A 16318-nucleotide genomic window follows, 5' to 3' on the forward strand; every position below is an offset into this window, starting at 1 on the left:
TGCGGCCTCCTAGCGCCGTGGCGGGACCACCCAACTGGCCACGAGGACTCCGCCATCCGTGTTCGGTTCCATTGGCGGGAATTCGTCGGTTCGTCGACGATGGAGGCACACCCCCGGCAGCCCTCGTCGCCGCACCACTGAATATCCGCCGAGGAGCCGAACCACGACCATGCCCCCTGTACCGCTACACCTCTCCCATACCCTCCGCCGTTTCCTCACCTGGGTCGGCATGGGATTGTTAACGGTGGGCGCCCTGGTCGGCCTGGTCAGCCCTCTGCTCTTCGGAGACAGCGGCGAAGGCCCGGACCTTCTCCCCATCATCCGCGTCTTCTTCTGGGCGCTGGCCGGACTCCTCGGCTGGCTGACCCTGTTGCAACTCTTCGAACGCGTCCCGGAAGAGCACCAGAACGCGGCCTCGCGGCGCCCGGTACTCCTGTGCTGGGTCCTCGTCGGCGTGACCGCGCTCATGGCCCTGGTAGAGACCCCGCGGTGGCTGTTCGGCCTCACCACCCCCGGCCCCGGCAGCACCCCCTGGTCGGTGGTGGGATGGACCGGGCTGGTGGCCATGACCGGGGGCGCGACGATCATGGCGGTGTGCGGCCGCAACCACCGGCCCCGCTCACTGGGAATGCCCCTGACTGGACTGGCGTGCGGCACCGCAACAGCGTTGCTCCTGGCCACCGGGGTGTGGGCGGCCGCCGCGGACGCCCTCGTCTCGCACACCACCGCCACCGCAGCAGAGGCACGCCCCGTCCCCACCACCGTGGAACGGGTGGCCTGGCGCTGGCACCCGCCGCACGGGGCACGCACTCACCGCGTGCTGGCCACTGCCGCCGGCGCGGTCGTCGACGTCGGCGACGGGGTGATCGCCCTGGACACCGTCACCGGAAAGGAGACGTGGCACTACCGCCGACTGGGCTCAGAGGTGACCGCCAACGTCACCCCTGACGGCCGCACCGTCGTCCTCTTCTTCACCGTCTACGACCACCGGGGATACCGGGACACGCTGCTCACCTTGGACGCCGCCACTGGCCAGGTCCGCAGCAGCACTCCGATGAACCTGGGGCGGGACGCCGAACAGCGGCGCCGGATCAGTCGGATCGGAGGCATCGCCCCTATCGACCTTCTCACCAAGGATGCGCGGATCCTGCTGGACCACGGCGACGACGGCTGGCAGCTCACCGCCCGCGCCCTCGACACCGACGCCCAGCGCTGGACCGCGCCGCTCGACCCCCACTGCCTGGTCGACCGGCGGCCGCGGACCTGGATCCGCGCCTTCCCCGACGCTGTCGTGGTCTCCCAGGACTGCCACGACGAATTGGGCGCCCCCACCAGACTCGCTACCGACTGGGAGGACGGGGTGCTCGGCGGACGGACCGAACTGCGGGGAGGAACGAGCCGCTTGACCGCGTTCGACGCGGCCACCGGCCAGGAGCTGTGGCGCACCGAATATCCGGGGGAAGGCCCGGTCGGCCCTAACCCGGAGATCAGCTACCACCACACCGGCTACCGCTCCCACCTCCACCCGGTCACCTCCGACGGCTCGGTCGTCGCCGTGGAGAAATGGGGGTCCGACATCCGCTACCTGGTGGTCGACCGGGCCACCGGCGAGATCCTGGTCGACGACCTGGACCTCACCGAACACGGCCACAGCGCACATTTCACCGCGGACACGGTCTCCGTGGTACGGATCGACACAGAAGACGGCGGGCGGCTGGTGCACGAGCGCCGCTCCCTGGACGGCCAGCTTGTGCAGAGCGCCGCCAGTGGCGCCCCCTATCCGCATGTGCTCGCAGGAACCTCGTGGGTGGATCTCGCTGACGCCGCCGTCATGGTGCACCTCAGCAAGGACGCGGCGACCGGAGGCGGATACGACGTGGACGTGACGGCGTGGGACAGCAAAACCGAACCGCTGACCTTGGAACTCGAGGGGATGCTCCCCGCCACCGGGATCTCCCAGGTGCGAGTACTTCCCGTCCCCGGGGCCCTCGTCGTCTTCGAAGACATCGCCGATTCCCTCACCGGTGAGCGGGAGCGGCCCATCTTCGGGCTGCGCTGACTGCCGCAGAGCACAGCAGTCCACAGTCCGCCCAGGCCCTAGCACCCCGCGCCCCTGATGGCAGGGGAGACCCGGCACACACCGTCCCGCCAGACCGGGGGCGGCGGCCGCAGCATCGCACCGCCGGACAAGGGGCAAGTGACTGCGGGGCAGAACTGTTCCGCGCAGCCCACACCAGCCGCGGAAACGCCTCAAAGCGAAGAACCAGTCAAAGGAAAAGCCGCCGTTCGCCTGCGGGGAAGAGCACGCCCAACCCCTAGAACACCATTCTCCGAAGAGCGTTCTTTTCGGTTTTTCGCCAACAAAGGTTGGCCGAAAGTGGCCAGAGATACCGTACAAAAACGAAGAGCAGCGAACTTCTGTGACAGCGAGTGACGAAACAGGGTCAACAGTAAGAGATAGTGGTTTTCCGGGAAATTGTTGGGGAAGAAGGGGCGATATGGATTCACCTCCCGTTACTTCATCGGTTCCGGAGAACCGCGCACAGCCGCGAGGTGTGGTTCTCATGGCCCTGCTCGGATTTTTCGCGGCGATGAGTGCCAGTTCCATGTTGGCCGACACGGCATCGCTGCTGATCGCCCTCGGCGGATCGATTCTGGCTACTTTCATCGTCGTCGTGATGGGGACCCGCGGGGGGATCTTCGAAACATCGGTTGTAGCCACCCCTCGAAAACAGCGGCGCTGGTTCATTCTCATCGCGGCAAGCCAGATTGTGGTGAGCATCGCGGCCGGGGCTGTCCTCGTCTTCCTGGACCAGACCGAGCTGGCCTCCGGAATCATCTGCGCTCTCGTAGGACTCCACTTCCTCCCGCTCGCCGCTGTTTTCCGGCGCGCGGTGTACCTGTGGGCCGGGCTGCTGCTCTGCGCGATCGGGGCCGCAGGGATCGCGCTGCTGCTGAGCGGGCACGCAGAAACCGCGCGCCTCGCCGTGGGCTTCACCGCGGCCATCGTCCTCTGGCTGACCGCGCTCCTCATCGGCCTTCCCACCGGGGGACCAAAAACCGAGGAATCCTAGGCCGCCTCGGGAAAGATCACCAGGTTAGGCTCCGTCCCAGGCGGATAGCGGATGGGTCACGGTCCGGTCTGGCCGAAGCCCGGACCAGCACAGGCCGCAGTACACCCGGGAAGGAGAACACGATGAGTGTCGCGGGACAGATGCTGGAGACCTATCCGCAGAGTCTGGGCGGAGTCGACCAGGAGAAACTGCGGGCATGCATCGAAGCGTGCTTCGAATGCGCTCAGGCGTGCACCGCATGCGCAGACGCCTGCCTGAGCGAGGACAGGGTTGCGGAACTCACCAAGTGCATCCGCACTGATCTGGACTGCGCTGATATCTGCGAAACCACTGGGCGGGTGCTGTCCCGGCACACCGGTTACGACGCCAACCTCACCCGCGCGATCCTGGAGGCCTGCGCCGAAGCCTGCAAAGTGTGTGCGGACGAGTGCGCCCGCCACGCTGACCACCACGAGCACTGTCGGGTGTGTGCCGAAGCATGCCGCCGCTGCGAGATGGTCTGCCGGGAACTGCTCGCTTCCCTGTGAGCCGCCGGTGACACCACCTCTGCTCGTCCGGCCTCGCCGTGGGCCAGGCGAGCGGGACGTCTGGGGAGGGAAGCCCCAGGCCCAACCACGACAGCGCCGCTCCGGGGCACTTCCTGGGCTCCGGAACGGCGCTGTCGTCGCGGTAGGAGAGCGGAGCGGTGCCCTGGAGGAGGGCACCGCCCGCCCAGGCTATTCGAGCTCCTTGTGAGGTTCAGGGCGCTCCGGTTCCACCGGAGCGGGCCGGAACTGGCCGGTAGCCCACAGCACCGCAACGAGCAGGATGGGGACGATCCACCCGCTCCACCCGAGGATGGAGGCGTGCACGGTGTTGACTGTCTGCCCGGCCTGGGCGAACACCAGGTGGAATCCGGCCGCGGCATTGAAGGAGGAGTGCGCGAGCGCTGCGGGCCACACGGAGGCGGACCGCATGCGCAGCCAGCCGAAGACAGCGCCGATGATGACGCACATTCCCACCATCATGAGCAGGCCCAGCCAACCGGGCGCATCCGGGTAGTTGTAGCCGAGCAAGATCACCGGCGCATGCCACAGACCCCAGATGATGCCGCTGATCAGCAGGGCAGGTGCGGCACCGAACCGGTACAGGCGCGGCAGCAGCCAGCCCCGCCAGCCCAGCTCTTCACCCAGTGCCGGAATGAGGTTGAGGAACGCGCCGATGATGACGTTCACGAATTGGAAGGCGAGCAGGACACCGATCGGAATGTCGGGGATGGGTATACCCAGCTCTGCCACGCCGGCGTCGATGAGCTCCTGGAATCCGGAGAGGTGGGCAAAGTCCGCTGGGTACACGCCGAGCAGGGCGCCGACCGGCAGTGCGACCAGGATAAGCAGGATCGGGACGACCAAGGCGAGCGCGAGATAGCCGATCAACCGGCCCGCGGGGGTCAGCGGCCACAGGGCAAGGGAGCGGGCCCGCTGCGGTGGGCGTTCCACGAAGAAGACGACCACGAGCGCCGCGATTGCGGGCGTACCCATCATGGCCACGGCAATGGGGTAGAAGAGCGGGTCCTCAAGCCCGTCGCCGAGCCACAGCGGGAGCGCAAGCAGCCACGACAGGCCAAACGAAAGAAGCAGGAAGACGGACAGGGACAGGGCAAAAGGGCTGCGATCGGCAGTCATACTCCCTCTCTGAGTTTCGGGGGCGGTGGCCGATTGCCGCCAGCGCTGCTGCGCGGTACAGGGCAGGGTGGGGGAAGGAGCCGGGGCGCGGATGTCCGGCTCGCGGCCCGCCAGTGGGGGAGAGGCAACCAAGGCTCGCACCGCAATCCCCGGTCCACAGCAGTGGCCGTCGGTGCTGTCCTGCACAACGGGTGCCCCCTTCCTCGGCACGGTACGCCGCAGGCGCCCCCAGCACCGGTGCAGCGCTGCCGCGCGGCCAAGAGCACAGGGGCGGCACGGGGGCCAGACCAGGGCACGGCCAGCGCGGGACTGTTCGGCGTCACAGCTCCGACTATAGGGGGTTCCGTACTGGACAGTAGGTCGACCTACGGGCGGCACGGTCCTCCCCACCCACGCTGTGTGTGACTCGAACGACTGCAGCGCAAGTCCTGGTCTTCAGGTCGAGGCGGCTAGCGTTGCTGTTCGATATACCTCTAGATGATCTCTAGTTGGTGCGCCACCGCATGACGCGGCGAGGTATGAAGGCGACCACAGGTAATGGCGATATGTCGCACCGCGACCTTCGGCGGGGATTTAGCGAGCAGATCCACGTCGATCAGGCGCGCCTCGAAGCTGGCGCAGACCTTGGCGAACATCTCGCGCCGGGTGATCAGGGTTGACTTGTGTTCCAGGGTTTCCGCGGTCCGCCGCACCACGGCTTCGGCTTCCGGCGTCAAATCAGCCCGGTCAAACTCGAACATCACGTCAGAGTGCAGCGCGATCGTCTCCGTGTTCCCGTCACTGGTGCCGCGTAAGCGGTACGGCAGGAATCCCCGTCTTTCCAAAAAGGGAGGACGTCACACTGCTTGCGACCGGTTGGGGTATGCGCTGGCTTCCCTCGTGCTGAGCGCGGTGCTGTCCCCGATTCTGGCGGGGGAGTTGCGGGGACCGGTCGCCAACCCGCTCGCGATCCCTGCGCTCTTCGCGGTCAATGCCGCGTGGGGGACGGGGTGTGGGCTCGTTGCCCTTGGAGTGCAGCATCTGCGCGGCCGTCGAGCTTGAGGAACAAGTGCCGCGAGGCAGGGGGGGCGACGGGGGAGAACCTCGGGAACACGGCGAAGCTGGGGGAGGGAGCGGCGCCTTCAGGCAGCCCTCCAGCAGCCAATCAAAAATCTACAACGTAAAGCTGGGGGTTGTGAAGATTACAGACAACCCCCAGCAACCGCCCACACAATCGCGACCGAAAAACACACCAGAGTCCACTACCTCGAACAGTCCTCCGTGCTGTCGCACGAAGGCGGGACGGTCCGCGCCCTCGGTGGCTCGGCACCGTGCTGTCCGTGCCGCTCATGACTCGGACGGGAGCGGTCCAGCCGACTCGGCGGCGCGCAGGAACCGTCCCGCACAGGCCTGCAGGTAGTCGCGGAATTCGGGCGGGTCCACCACGGTGAAGTCTGCGTCGAGGGAGGCGAGGAGCATGGCCGGCCAGTCGAAGAAGTCCGTGTGCAAGGTGAGCCGGCACCGGTCGCCGTCCAGTTCCTCCACTGTTCCCCACGAACCCACAGCCCGCCGGACGGTGTCGGCGGCTGCAGCCACTTCGACCACCACCCGGTACTGCGGGGGCAGCTCCCGGCTGTGCTTTCGCACGAATTCCGCCGGATCACCGCCGGGAATCTCGCGGGGGATGAACCGTGCCCCTGTCGCCTCCGGATCCGTGATGCGGTCGACCCGGAACGTGCGCCAGTCTCCCCGGCCCACATCCCAGGCGATCAGGTACCAGCGGTGCCACAGCGACACCAGGTGGTGGGGTTCCACCAGTTTCAAGGACCGTGTGCCGTCGCGGGCAAGGTGGGTGAAGCGCAGGATCTCGGTGTCCCGGCAGGTCTGCGCGAGCACCGTGAGGATGACCGCGTTGACCGCTGGTGCGTTGCTGCGAAGGGCGGGCAGGGTGAAGGGGCGCAGCGCTTCCACTCGCTTGCTCAGCCGGGGCGGCATCACCTGGACGACCTTCGCGAGGGCTCGCACCGCTGTTTCTTCGACGCCGGTCACCGTGCTCTGCGCGGCCGTGCACAGGCTCACGGCGATGGCGACGGCTTCCTCGTCGTCGAGGAGCAGCGGGGGGAGGGCCGTACCCGACCGCAGTTGGTAGCCGCCGGCCACTCCTCGTGTTGCCTCGACCGGGTATCCCAGTTCCCGCAACCGGTCTACGTCACGGCGCAGGGTACGTTCACTCACCCCTAGTTGCTCTGCGAGTTCCCTACCGGACCAATACCGTTGAGTCTGCAGCAGGGATAGCAAGCGCAGCATTCGCGTGCTCGTATTAGCCATGGTTTCAGCATGCCGCATATTACGGACGCGCGATGACCGCAATAACCTTTAGAGTGGTTTGTCGTGAATGAGACAATGATCCACGCTAGTGCGTTGACCAAACACTTCACCACCCGGAAACGGACGGTGGAAGCGGTCCGCGGCATCGACCTGAACGTTGAAGCAGGGGAGATGGTAGCGATCCTAGGCCCCAACGGGGCCGGAAAGTCCACCACCCTGCGGATGCTCACCACGCTTCTCCTCCCCACCTCAGGCACCGCCCAAGTCGCGGGAGCCGACATCCGCACCCAACCGCGCCAAGTGCGCTCCCGTATCGGCTACGTCGGCCAAGGCACCGGATCGGGGTACAACCAGCGCGGTCGAGACGAACTCATCAGCCAGGGGCGCGCCTACGGGATGAGTACGGACCAGGCCCGCCGCCGCGCCGAGGAACTCATCGCCTCCCTCGACTTGAGCAATGTCGCCGACCGGCGTTCCTCCTCCCTGTCGGGAGGCCAGAAACGCCGGCTGGACATCGCCCTGGGGCTGATGCACACGCCGCCACTGCTGTTCCTCGACGAACCGTCCACCGGGCTAGACCCGCAAAACCGGGCCAACCTGCATGAACACATCCGTGAACTGCGTTCCCGGCACGACACTACGATCGTGTTCACCACCCACTACCTGGACGAGGCCGACCAACTCGCGGAACGTGTGGTGGTGATCGACCACGGCACGATCATCGCCGATGACACCCCGGAACGGTTGAAAGCCGAATACGCGGGCGACCGCATCACGCTCACGTTCGACCGGGCCGACGACGCCAAGCGGGCTTTTGGCCATCTCATGGCCCGGGCGGAAAGCGCGCGGGGTACCCACGACGGTGTCCGCGTGGTGCTGGAGGTTGACGGCGGCTCCCGGCTCGCACCCGCCCTGCTGCGGGAGCTCGAAGAAGCCGACCTGCCGGTCGCTGCGGTGGAGATCGCCCGGCCTACGCTCGACGACGTGTTCCTCAACTTGACGGGCCGCAGCCTCCGCGACGCCGCTGCTTCGGAGCCTGCCGCTACCCAGGAGGTCCCGGCATGACCATTCCCACCACGCCTCTCACTGACACTATCACCGTTTTCGTCCGTGAACTCCGGCCTGTGCTGCGTGACCCGTTCACGGTGGTCTTCAGCCTGGTGCAGCCGCTGGTTTTCCTCGCCCTGTTCGCTCCTCTGCTGCCTGAAGGGCTGTCGGGCGAGTCGACCCTGCAGTGGTTTGTGCCCGGCATCATCGTGATGTCGTGCCTGTTTGCCACGATGTCGACCGGAGCGAACCTGCTGTTTGAGATCCAGCTCGGTTCGCACGAGCGCATGCTGGTCTCGCCGCTGCGCCGTTCGTCGCTGATCGTGGGGCGGGCGTTGAAAGAGATCGTGCCGGTGCTCGCCCAGACGGTGATCATTCTTGCCGCGACTATCCCATTCGGGTTCCGTCCCCACGTGGTGGGGGCGCTCGGCGGCCTGTTGATCATCAGTGTGTTCAGTGTCGGTGTGGGTGCTCTCTCCTATGCGCTGGCGCTGGTGTCCAAGGACCGGCACTGGCTGTTCTGGGGGGTTCAGCAGACGGTGCTGTTCCCGCTGGTGCTGCTGGCCGGCATCATGCTGCCGGTCGAGGGCGGTCCTGGATGGTTGCGTACCATGTCCCTGCTCAACCCGCTGACCTACGTGGTCAACGCGGAACGCGCCTTGTTCAACGGGGTGTGGGACACGTCGGTGGTTGCGTGGGGCGCGCTGTCGGCGGTCGTCACGGCCGTGCTCGGCCTGTGGGTGGGCATTGTCACGATGCGTCGCGCGCACTGATGCTGCCGGGCTCCTCTCGGAAGGGGCAGGCCCCAGCGGGAGAGGGGATGATTATGTCTTCTGCGGTGCCTGGCGGGCTCCCGTCAGGCACCGTGTCCTTGCTGTGGGTGCGGATAGAGCCGTCTGGGTGTTTCTGGCGAGGCCGGGGCGGGGCTGTGTGGACGGTGGTGTCAGCGGCGGCGCCGCGTGAACAGGCGGCGCAGCAGAGAGTCGTTGCGGATCTCTGCGCGGGCGTCGAAGTAGCAGACCGCGGCGTGTGCTGACGGGGCGCCGAGCCGTTCCATTTCCGCGGTGAAGAGTTTGGCTGACTCGGCAGTCCACATCGGCTGGGCGACCAGGATGCGGGGCGTCGGTCTGCTGCGGTCGTTCACGGTCTGCCACTCCGTCCCCGCTGTGTCCGAGGAGTCAGAGGAAAGCGGCTAACACGTTGCTGATCTCGCGTGCCGCGGCGCTGACGGCGTATTGGACGGCTTCCTCGGACAGCAGCTCGTAGCTGTCGGTGCTGGGATCGGGGGTCATGACATCAACCGACACGCACCCCAGGATCTCCGGCCTGGTGGAGCTCCGCCCGATCAGTGGGGTGGCAAGGATGACGCTGAACTTGCCCCGAGCCCGCTGCCATTCACGGTAACTCATCCCGAGTGTCCGGGACTGTTCGGGGGGTTCTTGCTGTTCGCGTTGGGCAAGTTCGTGCCATTCCGCTTCGGTGAGGCTCTCCAGTTGCCGGTCGAGGGCGGCGACATCCACGATGAGCAGGCGGCCCAAGGTTACACAGCGGCCGATGACGCCGACCCCGGGCCGCCAGGTGATACCGGAGACACTGGTGGCTCGGAACCGTGCCCACGCTAGCGGGACGAGTTGTTCGTGGTGGAACGGCCATATGCCGGTGCGGACCCGCAGATGCACGGTGGCGCCCAGGTCCCGCACGTCGATCCCGGTTTCGTCTTGGATGCGGAACAGGAGGGCGTGCAGGGAGTAGGTGACTCCCTGGCGGATGTTGCGGAGGGTGACTTCAGACTTTTCTGAACGCCACTGGTGGATCGCTGAGGCGGTCAAGCTCAAGAAGAGCAGGGTGATGCTGACCGAGGCGAGTCGGAATTCCTCGCGGGGAGAGAACTGCCAGAGCTCGGCCTCGTGTCCGGCGAGAGCGAGACCGGCAAGGAACGTGAGGGTGGCGCTGAGGATTTTTGCACCAAGTCTGACCTGACTCCAATGCGGGCCCACAACCTCATGTTTATCACAGAAGGTAAATAGATTTTTTCATTATGTAATTGCTTTGTGGGGTGGGTTGCGCCGGGTATTGCGGGATATTTCCGGTGATAGCGGACGCCATGCGTGGAGGGGATTGTGGCCACTCCGTTGCAGAGGGGAAAGAAACGAGGGCTTCAGTAAACTCCAGGGGCCCGCACCGCGCCCCCATGGTCCCCCGGCACTAGCGCAGGCATGCGGGCGGCAGCGCCGCGGAAGCACCCCGTCATCGTCCTTCCGCACAGCAGCGTGATCCTGTCGAGAGCAGACAGCCGGCCCCCCGTGCATCGGCCACCCCGCCATGGTGACGAGCCCGACCATCTCGCGAGAGCGCGCGACGTGCTGGCGTGACCCCACTGCCCGCAGGAAGGAACGCGGTCGGCAATGCGGCCGAGACTTCTCGCCCACACCGGTAGGACCGCCGATTGTCCCGTATTGGGGCGTAAGCGAAGATGGCGGAGTGACTCAGATCAGTGAACCCCCCGCTTCCCCCGTCTTCACGGCCCTGATGAACTTCCGCGACGTGGGTGGAGTCCGCACCACGGACGGCGGCAGGATTCGCATGGGACGGCTCTACCGCAGTGCCACCCCCCAGTTCCTCACCGTTGACGAAGCCCGCCAGCTCGCCCACGGTCTCGGGGTGCGCACCCGAGTCGACCTGCGCGGCCGACGCGAGGCCCGCGAAGCCGCCAGCCCGGCGCTCGCGGAAACCGGCATGGCCACAGCACACCTGCCGCTGTATGCGGCACGCCGGATGGCGAAGGCCCAGCCTACGAGCAGTGCCGCCATCGCCGCCCACTACCTGGGCTACCTGGAGCACTCTGGGGACACGTTCGCGCGCATCGTGCGCCTGCTAGGAGAGCACCGGAACCTGCCCGTCCTCGTGCACTGCGCTGCAGGCAAAGACCGCACCGGGGCCGCGGTGGCGCTCATCCTCGCCGCAGCGGGAGCAGACCGCGACGACATCGTGGCCGACTACGCGCGGACCGCCGACCATCTCGATGCACTCCACGCCCAGCTCAGCACGGTCCCCGCCTACCAGCAGCGGCTGGCCGCCATGCCGGAGGAGACCTTCAGCGCCTTCCCCGAAACCATGGAGATCTTCCTTGACCGGCTCGCCGCCGAGTACGGCGGAGCCCACGGTTATCTCCAGAGCCGCGGAGTCACCGCAGACGAACTCCACCGCTTGGTGGACGCCCTCGTCGCATAGGCGGTCCTTGCTGCTTCCCGGTGCATGCGCGGGCAGAAACGGCTTCCCGGTCCTCAAGACTGCGGTGGGACATTCCGCTCAAGAAACCGCAAAGCACGCACAAAAAGGGGTGAGGTGCTGCCGGGCGGGGGTAGCCGCGCAGCCGCCGCAACGTATCCGACAAGGAGCAGCGATGAAACTGGAAACCCCGAGAGACCTGTTCGTCCACGAAATGTCGGCCATGCGCACCGGTGAGGCGGTGATCGCCGACATGCTCGACGAGATGTCCGGTATGGTCGCCGACGAGAACGTCGCCGACATGCTCCGCCACCACCAGCAGGAAACCCAGCAGCAGATCGCCAACCTCGAGCAGTGTTTCCGGGCGATCGGTGCGACACCGCAGCGAGTCCCCTGCGCGGCGATCGAAGCGCTGCGCCAAGAGTTCCGAGAGTTCGCCGGAATGAACCCGTCACCGCAAGTGCTGACGATGTTCGCGCTCGGCGGGGCCCTCAAGGTCGAACACTATGAGATCGCCGCCTACCGGGGACTTGTTGGCAAAGCCATGCTCATGGGGGAGACCACCTGCATCCAACTGCTGGAAACCAACCTTCTGCAAGAAGAAGAGACCGCAGGCAAACTGGAGCGCTTCACCCACGAGATGGGCCGCCGAATGCTCGCCACCGTGTGATCCGCGGAGCGTCGGGGCGGCCGCAGCGTGCCGCCCCGGCCGTGCCTCCGGGTCAGCGTCCCCACGTCTCCCCGAGCTCCTCCTCGATCGGGGGAGGGGAGACCTCGTGCATGTGCTCGGCCACACCCGGATGGCCGTGCCGTGTTTTCCGGGCCTGCTCGTTGCGCTCCGCCGGGGTCCGCTGCCGCGGCGCAGCAGGATCCAGCGGAATCGACCGCAGTACCTCCGCCTCGTTGGCATACTCGCCCAGGGGCAGGGCCCGCAGCGCCTTCACCACTTCAGGTGCGGCTCGGTTGCGTTCCGCGCACGCGACCACCGCCTCCTTGGCAGCGGGATAGTCGAGGTCGAACAGTGCCCTGCGGACCTCGTCAGTGTCGTGGAGCAGCACCATGGTGCCTCCTTAGCGTGGGTTTCTTCTCGGCGGCAGCAGTCCCCCTGCCCTGTGCCGCCACGGCAACCGCCCGATCCTCCTTCCCCTCAGCCACCAGGATTCCGGGCGTCGCCGCCCCGGTCCGCCCGAGCAGAGGCCGGTCCCGGCAGCCGTTCTCCTCGCAAGGCACGCCTGGCCGCTGCTGCATCGGGGACCACGGCTGTGCTCTCCTGCCCAGACCACGCACCCCCAATGCCGCACACGCAGCACGGCCCGCCGGTTAGGAGCCGAACGTGTCGGGGAGCGAGTCTGCGATCTCCCTGCCGAGAATGGGAGAGGCGAGCGAAAGCTCCGACACCACCACTCGAGCCAACTGCAGTCCCCGCTCCGGCGGACAGTTCAACTCTTCACCGACCTGCTGGGCCAGGGTGCCGGAGCGCTGCGGGGAAACAGCCTGGCCCCGGTCCATGTCCTCCCACAGGGATTTCGGGAGCTCCCGCCGCAGGTCCTTGCGGGCCTCCGGAGCGAGGTGAGGAGACAGGGACGTGATGACCGCGTGCACCACGCGCTGCGCCTCTTCGGTGTCGGCGATCTCTTCATGGGCGGCGACACGGTCCACGAGGTCCTGGTGTGCGATCAACGATGTCTCTCCTCTCCGTGGCGGCGGCACCGCGGCCCCAGCACACCCCCGGCACCGCCCTGCCGTGCCGGTGCTCAGCCCTTACTGCCAGCCAACGCCAGTTGACGCAGGTCTTCAGGCAGGCTCTGCCGGACTTTCTCCATCGTGCCGCCGGTCGTCGCCTCGTCGAGGACCTCGAATACCACCCGCGCGATGTGCGCAGCCTTCGGCTCGTCGGTGTGCGAGCGCTGTTTGACCCGGGCGATGAACTCGTCCCGGTCGAACCGGTGCCCCTGTTCTTCCCCGGGCTGGGACGTGATGCGCAGAATGTTCTCGCTGATCTCCCGCGGCAACTGGGCAGCGAGGTCCTCGGCAAGGTCAGCGGGGATCCGCTCCGCCAGCGTCTCCAAAGTGGCCCGGGTCGCGGTTTCCGCTGATCCGCGACTGTCGAGTCGAGCCCGCGCCTGCACTTGTCCGATGAACGCGTCGTGCTGCATTGCTCTCCCCTTGTGCGTGTCTCCGCGGTGGTGGGCTGCTGTGCCGCGGACCGCTGCCGCGGCGTGTGCCACCTGATGTCGGAGAGCCTCTACCACGACCCGGGGGGAGTATGCGGGTTTGGGAGGAAATGAGAATCGTGTGGTGTTTGCGAGAAACTGAGCGGGGAGCGGCACCGCCACCAAGACTGGAACCAGCCCGGCATCCTGCTGTGAGCAGAGTCACGGCCCACCCGGGAATGCGAAAAAACCATCGGTGATTCGTGCTCAATGTGAGCCACCTCTTCGAACCACTGAAACTGCGCGACACCCTCATCCCCAACCGGGTGTGGGTCTCTCCCATGTGCCAGTACTCCGCCCACAACGGAGTCCCCAACGACTGGCACCTCGTCCACCTCGGCCAATTCGCCCTCGGCGGGGCCGGACTGGTGATCGCCGAAGCCACGGCCGTCGTCCCCGAAGGACGGATCAGCCCCGCCGACACGGGACTGTGGAACGACGAACAAGCCTCCGCCTGGCGGCGCATCACCGACTTCCTCCGCGCCCACGGTGCTGTCCCCGCCATCCAGCTCGCGCACGCGGGCCGCAAAGCCTCCACCGCAGTGCCCTGGGAAGGCGAACACACCGTCCCCGAAACAGAAGGCGGCTGGCCTACCGTCAGCTCCACCAACCAGCCTTTCGGCAGTCTCGCCGCGCCCCGGGCGCTCACCACCGACGAAGTCGCCGCACTACCGGAACACTTCGCCGCAGCCGCCCGCCGCGCGGAAACCGCCGGCTTCGACGTCGTCGAACTCCACTTCGCCCACGGCTACCTGGCCCACCAGTTCTACTCGCCCCTCGTCAACGACCGCACCGACCGCTACGGCGGCAGCTTCGACAACCGGGTCCGGCTGCTGTTGGAGATCACCGAGGCCGTCCGCCAAGTGTGGCCCGCCCACCGGCCCCTGTTCGCCCGCATCTCCGCCACCGACTGGGTGGAAGGCGGATGGACCGGCGACGACTCGGTCCGCCTGGCCCGCCTCCTCGCTGACCGCGGCGTCGACCTCATCGACACCTCCAGCGGCGGCGCGGTACCCGACGCCCGTATCCCGGTCCGCCCCGGCTACCAGGTGCCCTTCGCCCGCCAGATCAGAACCGAAGCCCACGTCCCCACCGGCGCTGTCGGTCTGATCACCGCGCCCGAACAAGCCGAAGAGATCATCGCCTCCGGATCAGCCGACGCGGTCCTGCTCGGTCGCGCCATGCTCCGCGACCCCCACTGGCCGCTGCACGCCGCCGACCGGCTCCGCGCAGGCAACCTCTGGCCGAAACCCTACGAACGCGCTCGCCTGAACTAACCCGCCATCCTCTGGTTGGGGAGCAACCCCGAGCCGCTCCCCAACCAGAGGGCGGGGACACCCGCAGCCCTCTCCCGAGCTCCCACAGACGCCCGGAACGTTGATGCAGTTCACCACGGTTGCGGTCGTTTTGTCACCCCCCGCCGCTACGGTGGCCTACCGTGAGCGAACGATGGACCGCCAACGACGTGTGGGCGCTCGCCCCTGACGTGTCGTCCCGCAAAGCCGCGACAAAAATCGCCCACCCCGACTCGTGGCCGCGGCTCGGCTGGCGTCCCGCCGGGCCAGACACTGACGCCCCCGGCGGCGCCACAGCCGTATGGGGCGAATGCAAAGGCAGCGGAGCCAAGCACTACCAGGTCGCCGTACACCTAATCGGACCGGGCACCCCCGCCTACCGGTGCAGTTGTCCCAGCCGCAAAATCCCCTGCAAACACGTGCTCGCGCTTCTCGTCCTCTGGACGGAAGACGTTGCCGTTGAAGACACCGGCCCCGACTGGCTGGACGAGTGGCTGAACCAGCGTGCCGCCAGGGCAGCAGCGGCTAAACCCGCACCCCAGAAAACCACGAAGACCAGCACCGACCCGGACGCTGTGGCCCGCCGCGCCCGGCAACGCGAACAACGCGTCGCTGACGGGGTCGTTGAACTCGACACCTGGCTCATCGACCAGGTCAGTGCCGGGCTCGCCACCAACCGCCGCGACTCCACCCAGCGCGACGGCATGGCCGCACGCCTCGTCGACGCGCAAGCGGGCCGTCTCGCCCACCAACTCCGCTCCCTCAACCACGTCGCCTCCGAAGACGACTGGCCCGACCGTCTCCTCACCGAATACGCCCTGCTGCACCTGCTCTGCGTGAGCTACCAGCGCAGCGACACCCTCCCCGCACCCTTGCGCGCCACCGTCCGCGCCCGCATCGGCTTCCCGCTGCCCGAACCGGAAGAAACCGTCCGCGACCACTGGGACGTGCTCGGACGCTGCGACTTCACCGCTGACCAGGTGCGCGGCCGACGCATCTGGCTGCGCGGACAAGCCACCGGACGCACCGCACTGCTGCTGTCCTTCGCCCCGAAAGGACGCGCCCTCGACACCCCCGCCCGCGTCGGCACCCTCCTCGACGCGGAACTCGCCTTCTACCCGGCAGAGAACCGCGCCGTCATCGCCACCCGCTACTCCGAACAACGCGCGGACACCCCGCGCGGCGGCAGCATCGCCGACGCTCTCGCCGACGCGGCCCGCGCCCTCGCCGCCGACCCGTGGCGAGACACCTGGCCGGTGGTCCTCACCGACGTCACCTGTGTCCGCGGTGACGTCTTCTGGCTCACCGACTCCTCCGGAGACGCCCTCCCTCTGCTGCGGCAAGACACGAAATTCGGATGGCAGATCTTCAGCGTCAGCGGCGGCCACCCCGTCACCGTGGTAGCGGAATGGACCCCCGACGGCCTCCGCCCGCTTGCCGTGTGGGACCACCGGAAGCACCCGATTCTCCCCGCATAACCCGCCTCGGCT

At 67.2% G+C, this 16318-nt stretch carries 17 protein-coding genes; 9 read left to right on the top strand and 8 right to left on the bottom strand.

The genetic code is table 11. The annotated features are described in order from the left end of the window. The first annotated feature begins 169 nt into the window (after positions 1-169). The 3 genes from TFU_RS07145 to TFU_RS07155 all read left to right on the top strand — a co-directional run bounded on the left by TFU_RS07145 (position 170) and on the right by TFU_RS07155 (position 3601). Complete coding sequence (locus tag TFU_RS07145) at positions 170-2059, top strand: PQQ-binding-like beta-propeller repeat protein (protein WP_104613076.1); 1890 nt, start codon at positions 170-172, stop codon at positions 2057-2059. A 505-nt stretch (positions 2060-2564) separates the two neighbouring features. Further along, positions 2565-3074, top strand: a complete 510-nt coding sequence (locus tag TFU_RS07150) for a hypothetical protein (RefSeq protein ID WP_104613075.1) — start codon at positions 2565-2567, stop codon at positions 3072-3074. 122 nt (positions 3075-3196) lie between these two features. After that, positions 3197-3601 (top strand): four-helix bundle copper-binding protein, encoded by a 405-nt coding sequence (locus TFU_RS07155; protein WP_011291877.1) that lies wholly within the window; start codon positions 3197-3199, stop codon positions 3599-3601. A 189-nt stretch (positions 3602-3790) separates the two neighbouring features. Here TFU_RS07155 and TFU_RS07160 read toward each other — a convergent pair whose 3' ends face one another. From TFU_RS07160 to TFU_RS07170, 3 genes are all read right to left on the bottom strand, one after another. Next, on the bottom strand, positions 3791-4738 hold the full coding sequence (locus tag TFU_RS07160; RefSeq protein ID WP_016188654.1) for a CPBP family intramembrane glutamic endopeptidase: 948 nt from the start codon (positions 4736-4738) through the stop codon (positions 3791-3793). A gap of 473 nt (positions 4739-5211) precedes the next feature. Next, entirely contained in the window at positions 5212-5478 is a 267-nt protein-coding gene (locus tag TFU_RS07165) for a hypothetical protein (protein ID WP_173668147.1), read from the bottom strand. Positions 5479-6064: 586 nt separating this feature from the next. Beyond that, on the bottom strand, positions 6065-7045 hold the full coding sequence (locus TFU_RS07170) for a helix-turn-helix transcriptional regulator (RefSeq protein ID WP_081430409.1): 981 nt from the start codon (positions 7043-7045) through the stop codon (positions 6065-6067). Positions 7046-7120: 75 nt separating this feature from the next. Here TFU_RS07170 and TFU_RS07175 point away from each other — a divergent pair, with 75 nt between their 5' ends. Together TFU_RS07175 and TFU_RS07180 are read left to right on the top strand one after the other, a co-directional pair. Continuing rightward, positions 7121-8110, top strand: a complete 990-nt coding sequence (locus TFU_RS07175) for an ATP-binding cassette domain-containing protein (protein WP_011291881.1) — start codon at positions 7121-7123, stop codon at positions 8108-8110. Next, positions 8107-8865, top strand: coding sequence for an ABC transporter permease (locus tag TFU_RS07180; protein WP_011291882.1), 759 nt, complete (start codon positions 8107-8109; stop codon positions 8863-8865). The genes TFU_RS07175 and TFU_RS07180 overlap by 4 nt, the downstream gene beginning before the upstream one ends. 170 nt (positions 8866-9035) lie before the next feature. Here TFU_RS07180 and TFU_RS07185 read toward each other — a convergent pair whose 3' ends face one another. Then, positions 9036-9236 carry a hypothetical protein gene (locus tag TFU_RS07185; RefSeq protein WP_011291883.1) on the bottom strand — a complete coding sequence of 67 codons (201 nt, stop codon included), beginning with the start codon at positions 9234-9236 and terminating at the stop codon, positions 9036-9038. A 34-nt stretch (positions 9237-9270) separates the two neighbouring features. Then, on the bottom strand, positions 9271-10089 hold the full coding sequence (locus TFU_RS07190) for a hypothetical protein (protein ID WP_011291884.1): 819 nt from the start codon (positions 10087-10089) through the stop codon (positions 9271-9273). A gap of 484 nt (positions 10090-10573) precedes the next feature. Here TFU_RS07190 and TFU_RS07195 point away from each other — a divergent pair, with 484 nt between their 5' ends. Together TFU_RS07195 and TFU_RS07200 are read left to right on the top strand one after the other, a co-directional pair. Next, positions 10574-11323, top strand: coding sequence for a tyrosine-protein phosphatase (locus TFU_RS07195; protein ID WP_016188658.1), 750 nt, complete (start codon positions 10574-10576; stop codon positions 11321-11323). A 172-nt stretch (positions 11324-11495) separates the two neighbouring features. Further along, positions 11496-11990, top strand: a complete 495-nt coding sequence (locus tag TFU_RS07200; protein ID WP_011291886.1) for a ferritin-like domain-containing protein — start codon at positions 11496-11498, stop codon at positions 11988-11990. Between the two features lie 52 nt (positions 11991-12042). On the opposite strand, the gene TFU_RS07205 is transcribed toward TFU_RS07200, so the two are convergent. The 3 genes from TFU_RS07205 to TFU_RS07215 all read right to left on the bottom strand — a co-directional run bounded on the left by TFU_RS07205 (position 12043) and on the right by TFU_RS07215 (position 13476). Beyond that, positions 12043-12381 carry a DUF2795 domain-containing protein gene (locus TFU_RS07205; RefSeq protein ID WP_011291887.1) on the bottom strand — a complete coding sequence of 113 codons (339 nt, stop codon included), beginning with the start codon at positions 12379-12381 and terminating at the stop codon, positions 12043-12045. A gap of 259 nt (positions 12382-12640) precedes the next feature. Next, complete coding sequence (locus TFU_RS07210) at positions 12641-13000, bottom strand: DUF2267 domain-containing protein (protein WP_104613072.1); 360 nt, start codon at positions 12998-13000, stop codon at positions 12641-12643. A 74-nt stretch (positions 13001-13074) separates the two neighbouring features. Next, positions 13075-13476 (bottom strand): DUF2267 domain-containing protein, encoded by a 402-nt coding sequence (locus TFU_RS07215; RefSeq protein ID WP_011291889.1) that lies wholly within the window; start codon positions 13474-13476, stop codon positions 13075-13077. 269 nt (positions 13477-13745) lie between these two features. On the opposite strand from TFU_RS07215, the gene TFU_RS07220 reads away from it, so the two are divergent. Next, the gene (locus tag TFU_RS07220; protein ID WP_011291890.1) at positions 13746-14810 is read left to right on the top strand and encodes an NADH:flavin oxidoreductase/NADH oxidase; all 1065 of its coding nucleotides are present in this window, start codon (positions 13746-13748) and stop codon (positions 14808-14810) included. 161 nt (positions 14811-14971) lie between these two features. Next, positions 14972-16306, top strand: coding sequence for an SWIM zinc finger family protein (locus TFU_RS07225; RefSeq protein WP_011291891.1), 1335 nt, complete (start codon positions 14972-14974; stop codon positions 16304-16306). Positions 16307-16318: the final 12 nt, after the last annotated feature.

It is taken from the genome of Thermobifida fusca YX (genome assembly GCF_000012405.1).
In the GTDB taxonomy this organism is placed as follows: Bacteria; Actinomycetota; Actinomycetes; order Streptosporangiales; family Streptosporangiaceae; genus Thermobifida; species Thermobifida fusca.

Bases quoted from the DNA above. Each gene is read 5' to 3' on its own strand.
- TFU_RS07145 (WP_104613076.1), top strand. From the start codon at position 170: ATGCCCCCTGTACCGCTACACCTCTCCCATACCCTCCGCCGTTTCCTC.
- TFU_RS07150 (WP_104613075.1), top strand. From the start codon at position 2,565: ATGGCCCTGCTCGGATTTTTCGCGGCGATGAGTGCCAGTTCCATGTTG.
- TFU_RS07155 (WP_011291877.1), top strand. From the start codon at position 3,197: ATGAGTGTCGCGGGACAGATGCTGGAGACCTATCCGCAGAGTCTGGGC.
- TFU_RS07160 (WP_016188654.1), bottom strand. From the start codon at position 4,738: ATGACTGCCGATCGCAGCCCTTTTGCCCTGTCCCTGTCCGTCTTCCTG.
- TFU_RS07165 (WP_173668147.1), bottom strand. From the start codon at position 5,478: ATGTTCGAGTTTGACCGGGCTGATTTGACGCCGGAAGCCGAAGCCGTG.
- TFU_RS07170 (WP_081430409.1), bottom strand. From the start codon at position 7,045: ATGGCTAATACGAGCACGCGAATGCTGCGCTTGCTATCCCTGCTGCAG.
- TFU_RS07175 (WP_011291881.1), top strand. From the start codon at position 7,121: ATGATCCACGCTAGTGCGTTGACCAAACACTTCACCACCCGGAAACGG.
- TFU_RS07180 (WP_011291882.1), top strand. From the start codon at position 8,107: ATGACCATTCCCACCACGCCTCTCACTGACACTATCACCGTTTTCGTC.
- TFU_RS07200 (WP_011291886.1), top strand. From the start codon at position 11,496: ATGAAACTGGAAACCCCGAGAGACCTGTTCGTCCACGAAATGTCGGCC.
- TFU_RS07205 (WP_011291887.1), bottom strand. From the start codon at position 12,381: ATGGTGCTGCTCCACGACACTGACGAGGTCCGCAGGGCACTGTTCGAC.
- TFU_RS07215 (WP_011291889.1), bottom strand. From the start codon at position 13,476: ATGCAGCACGACGCGTTCATCGGACAAGTGCAGGCGCGGGCTCGACTC.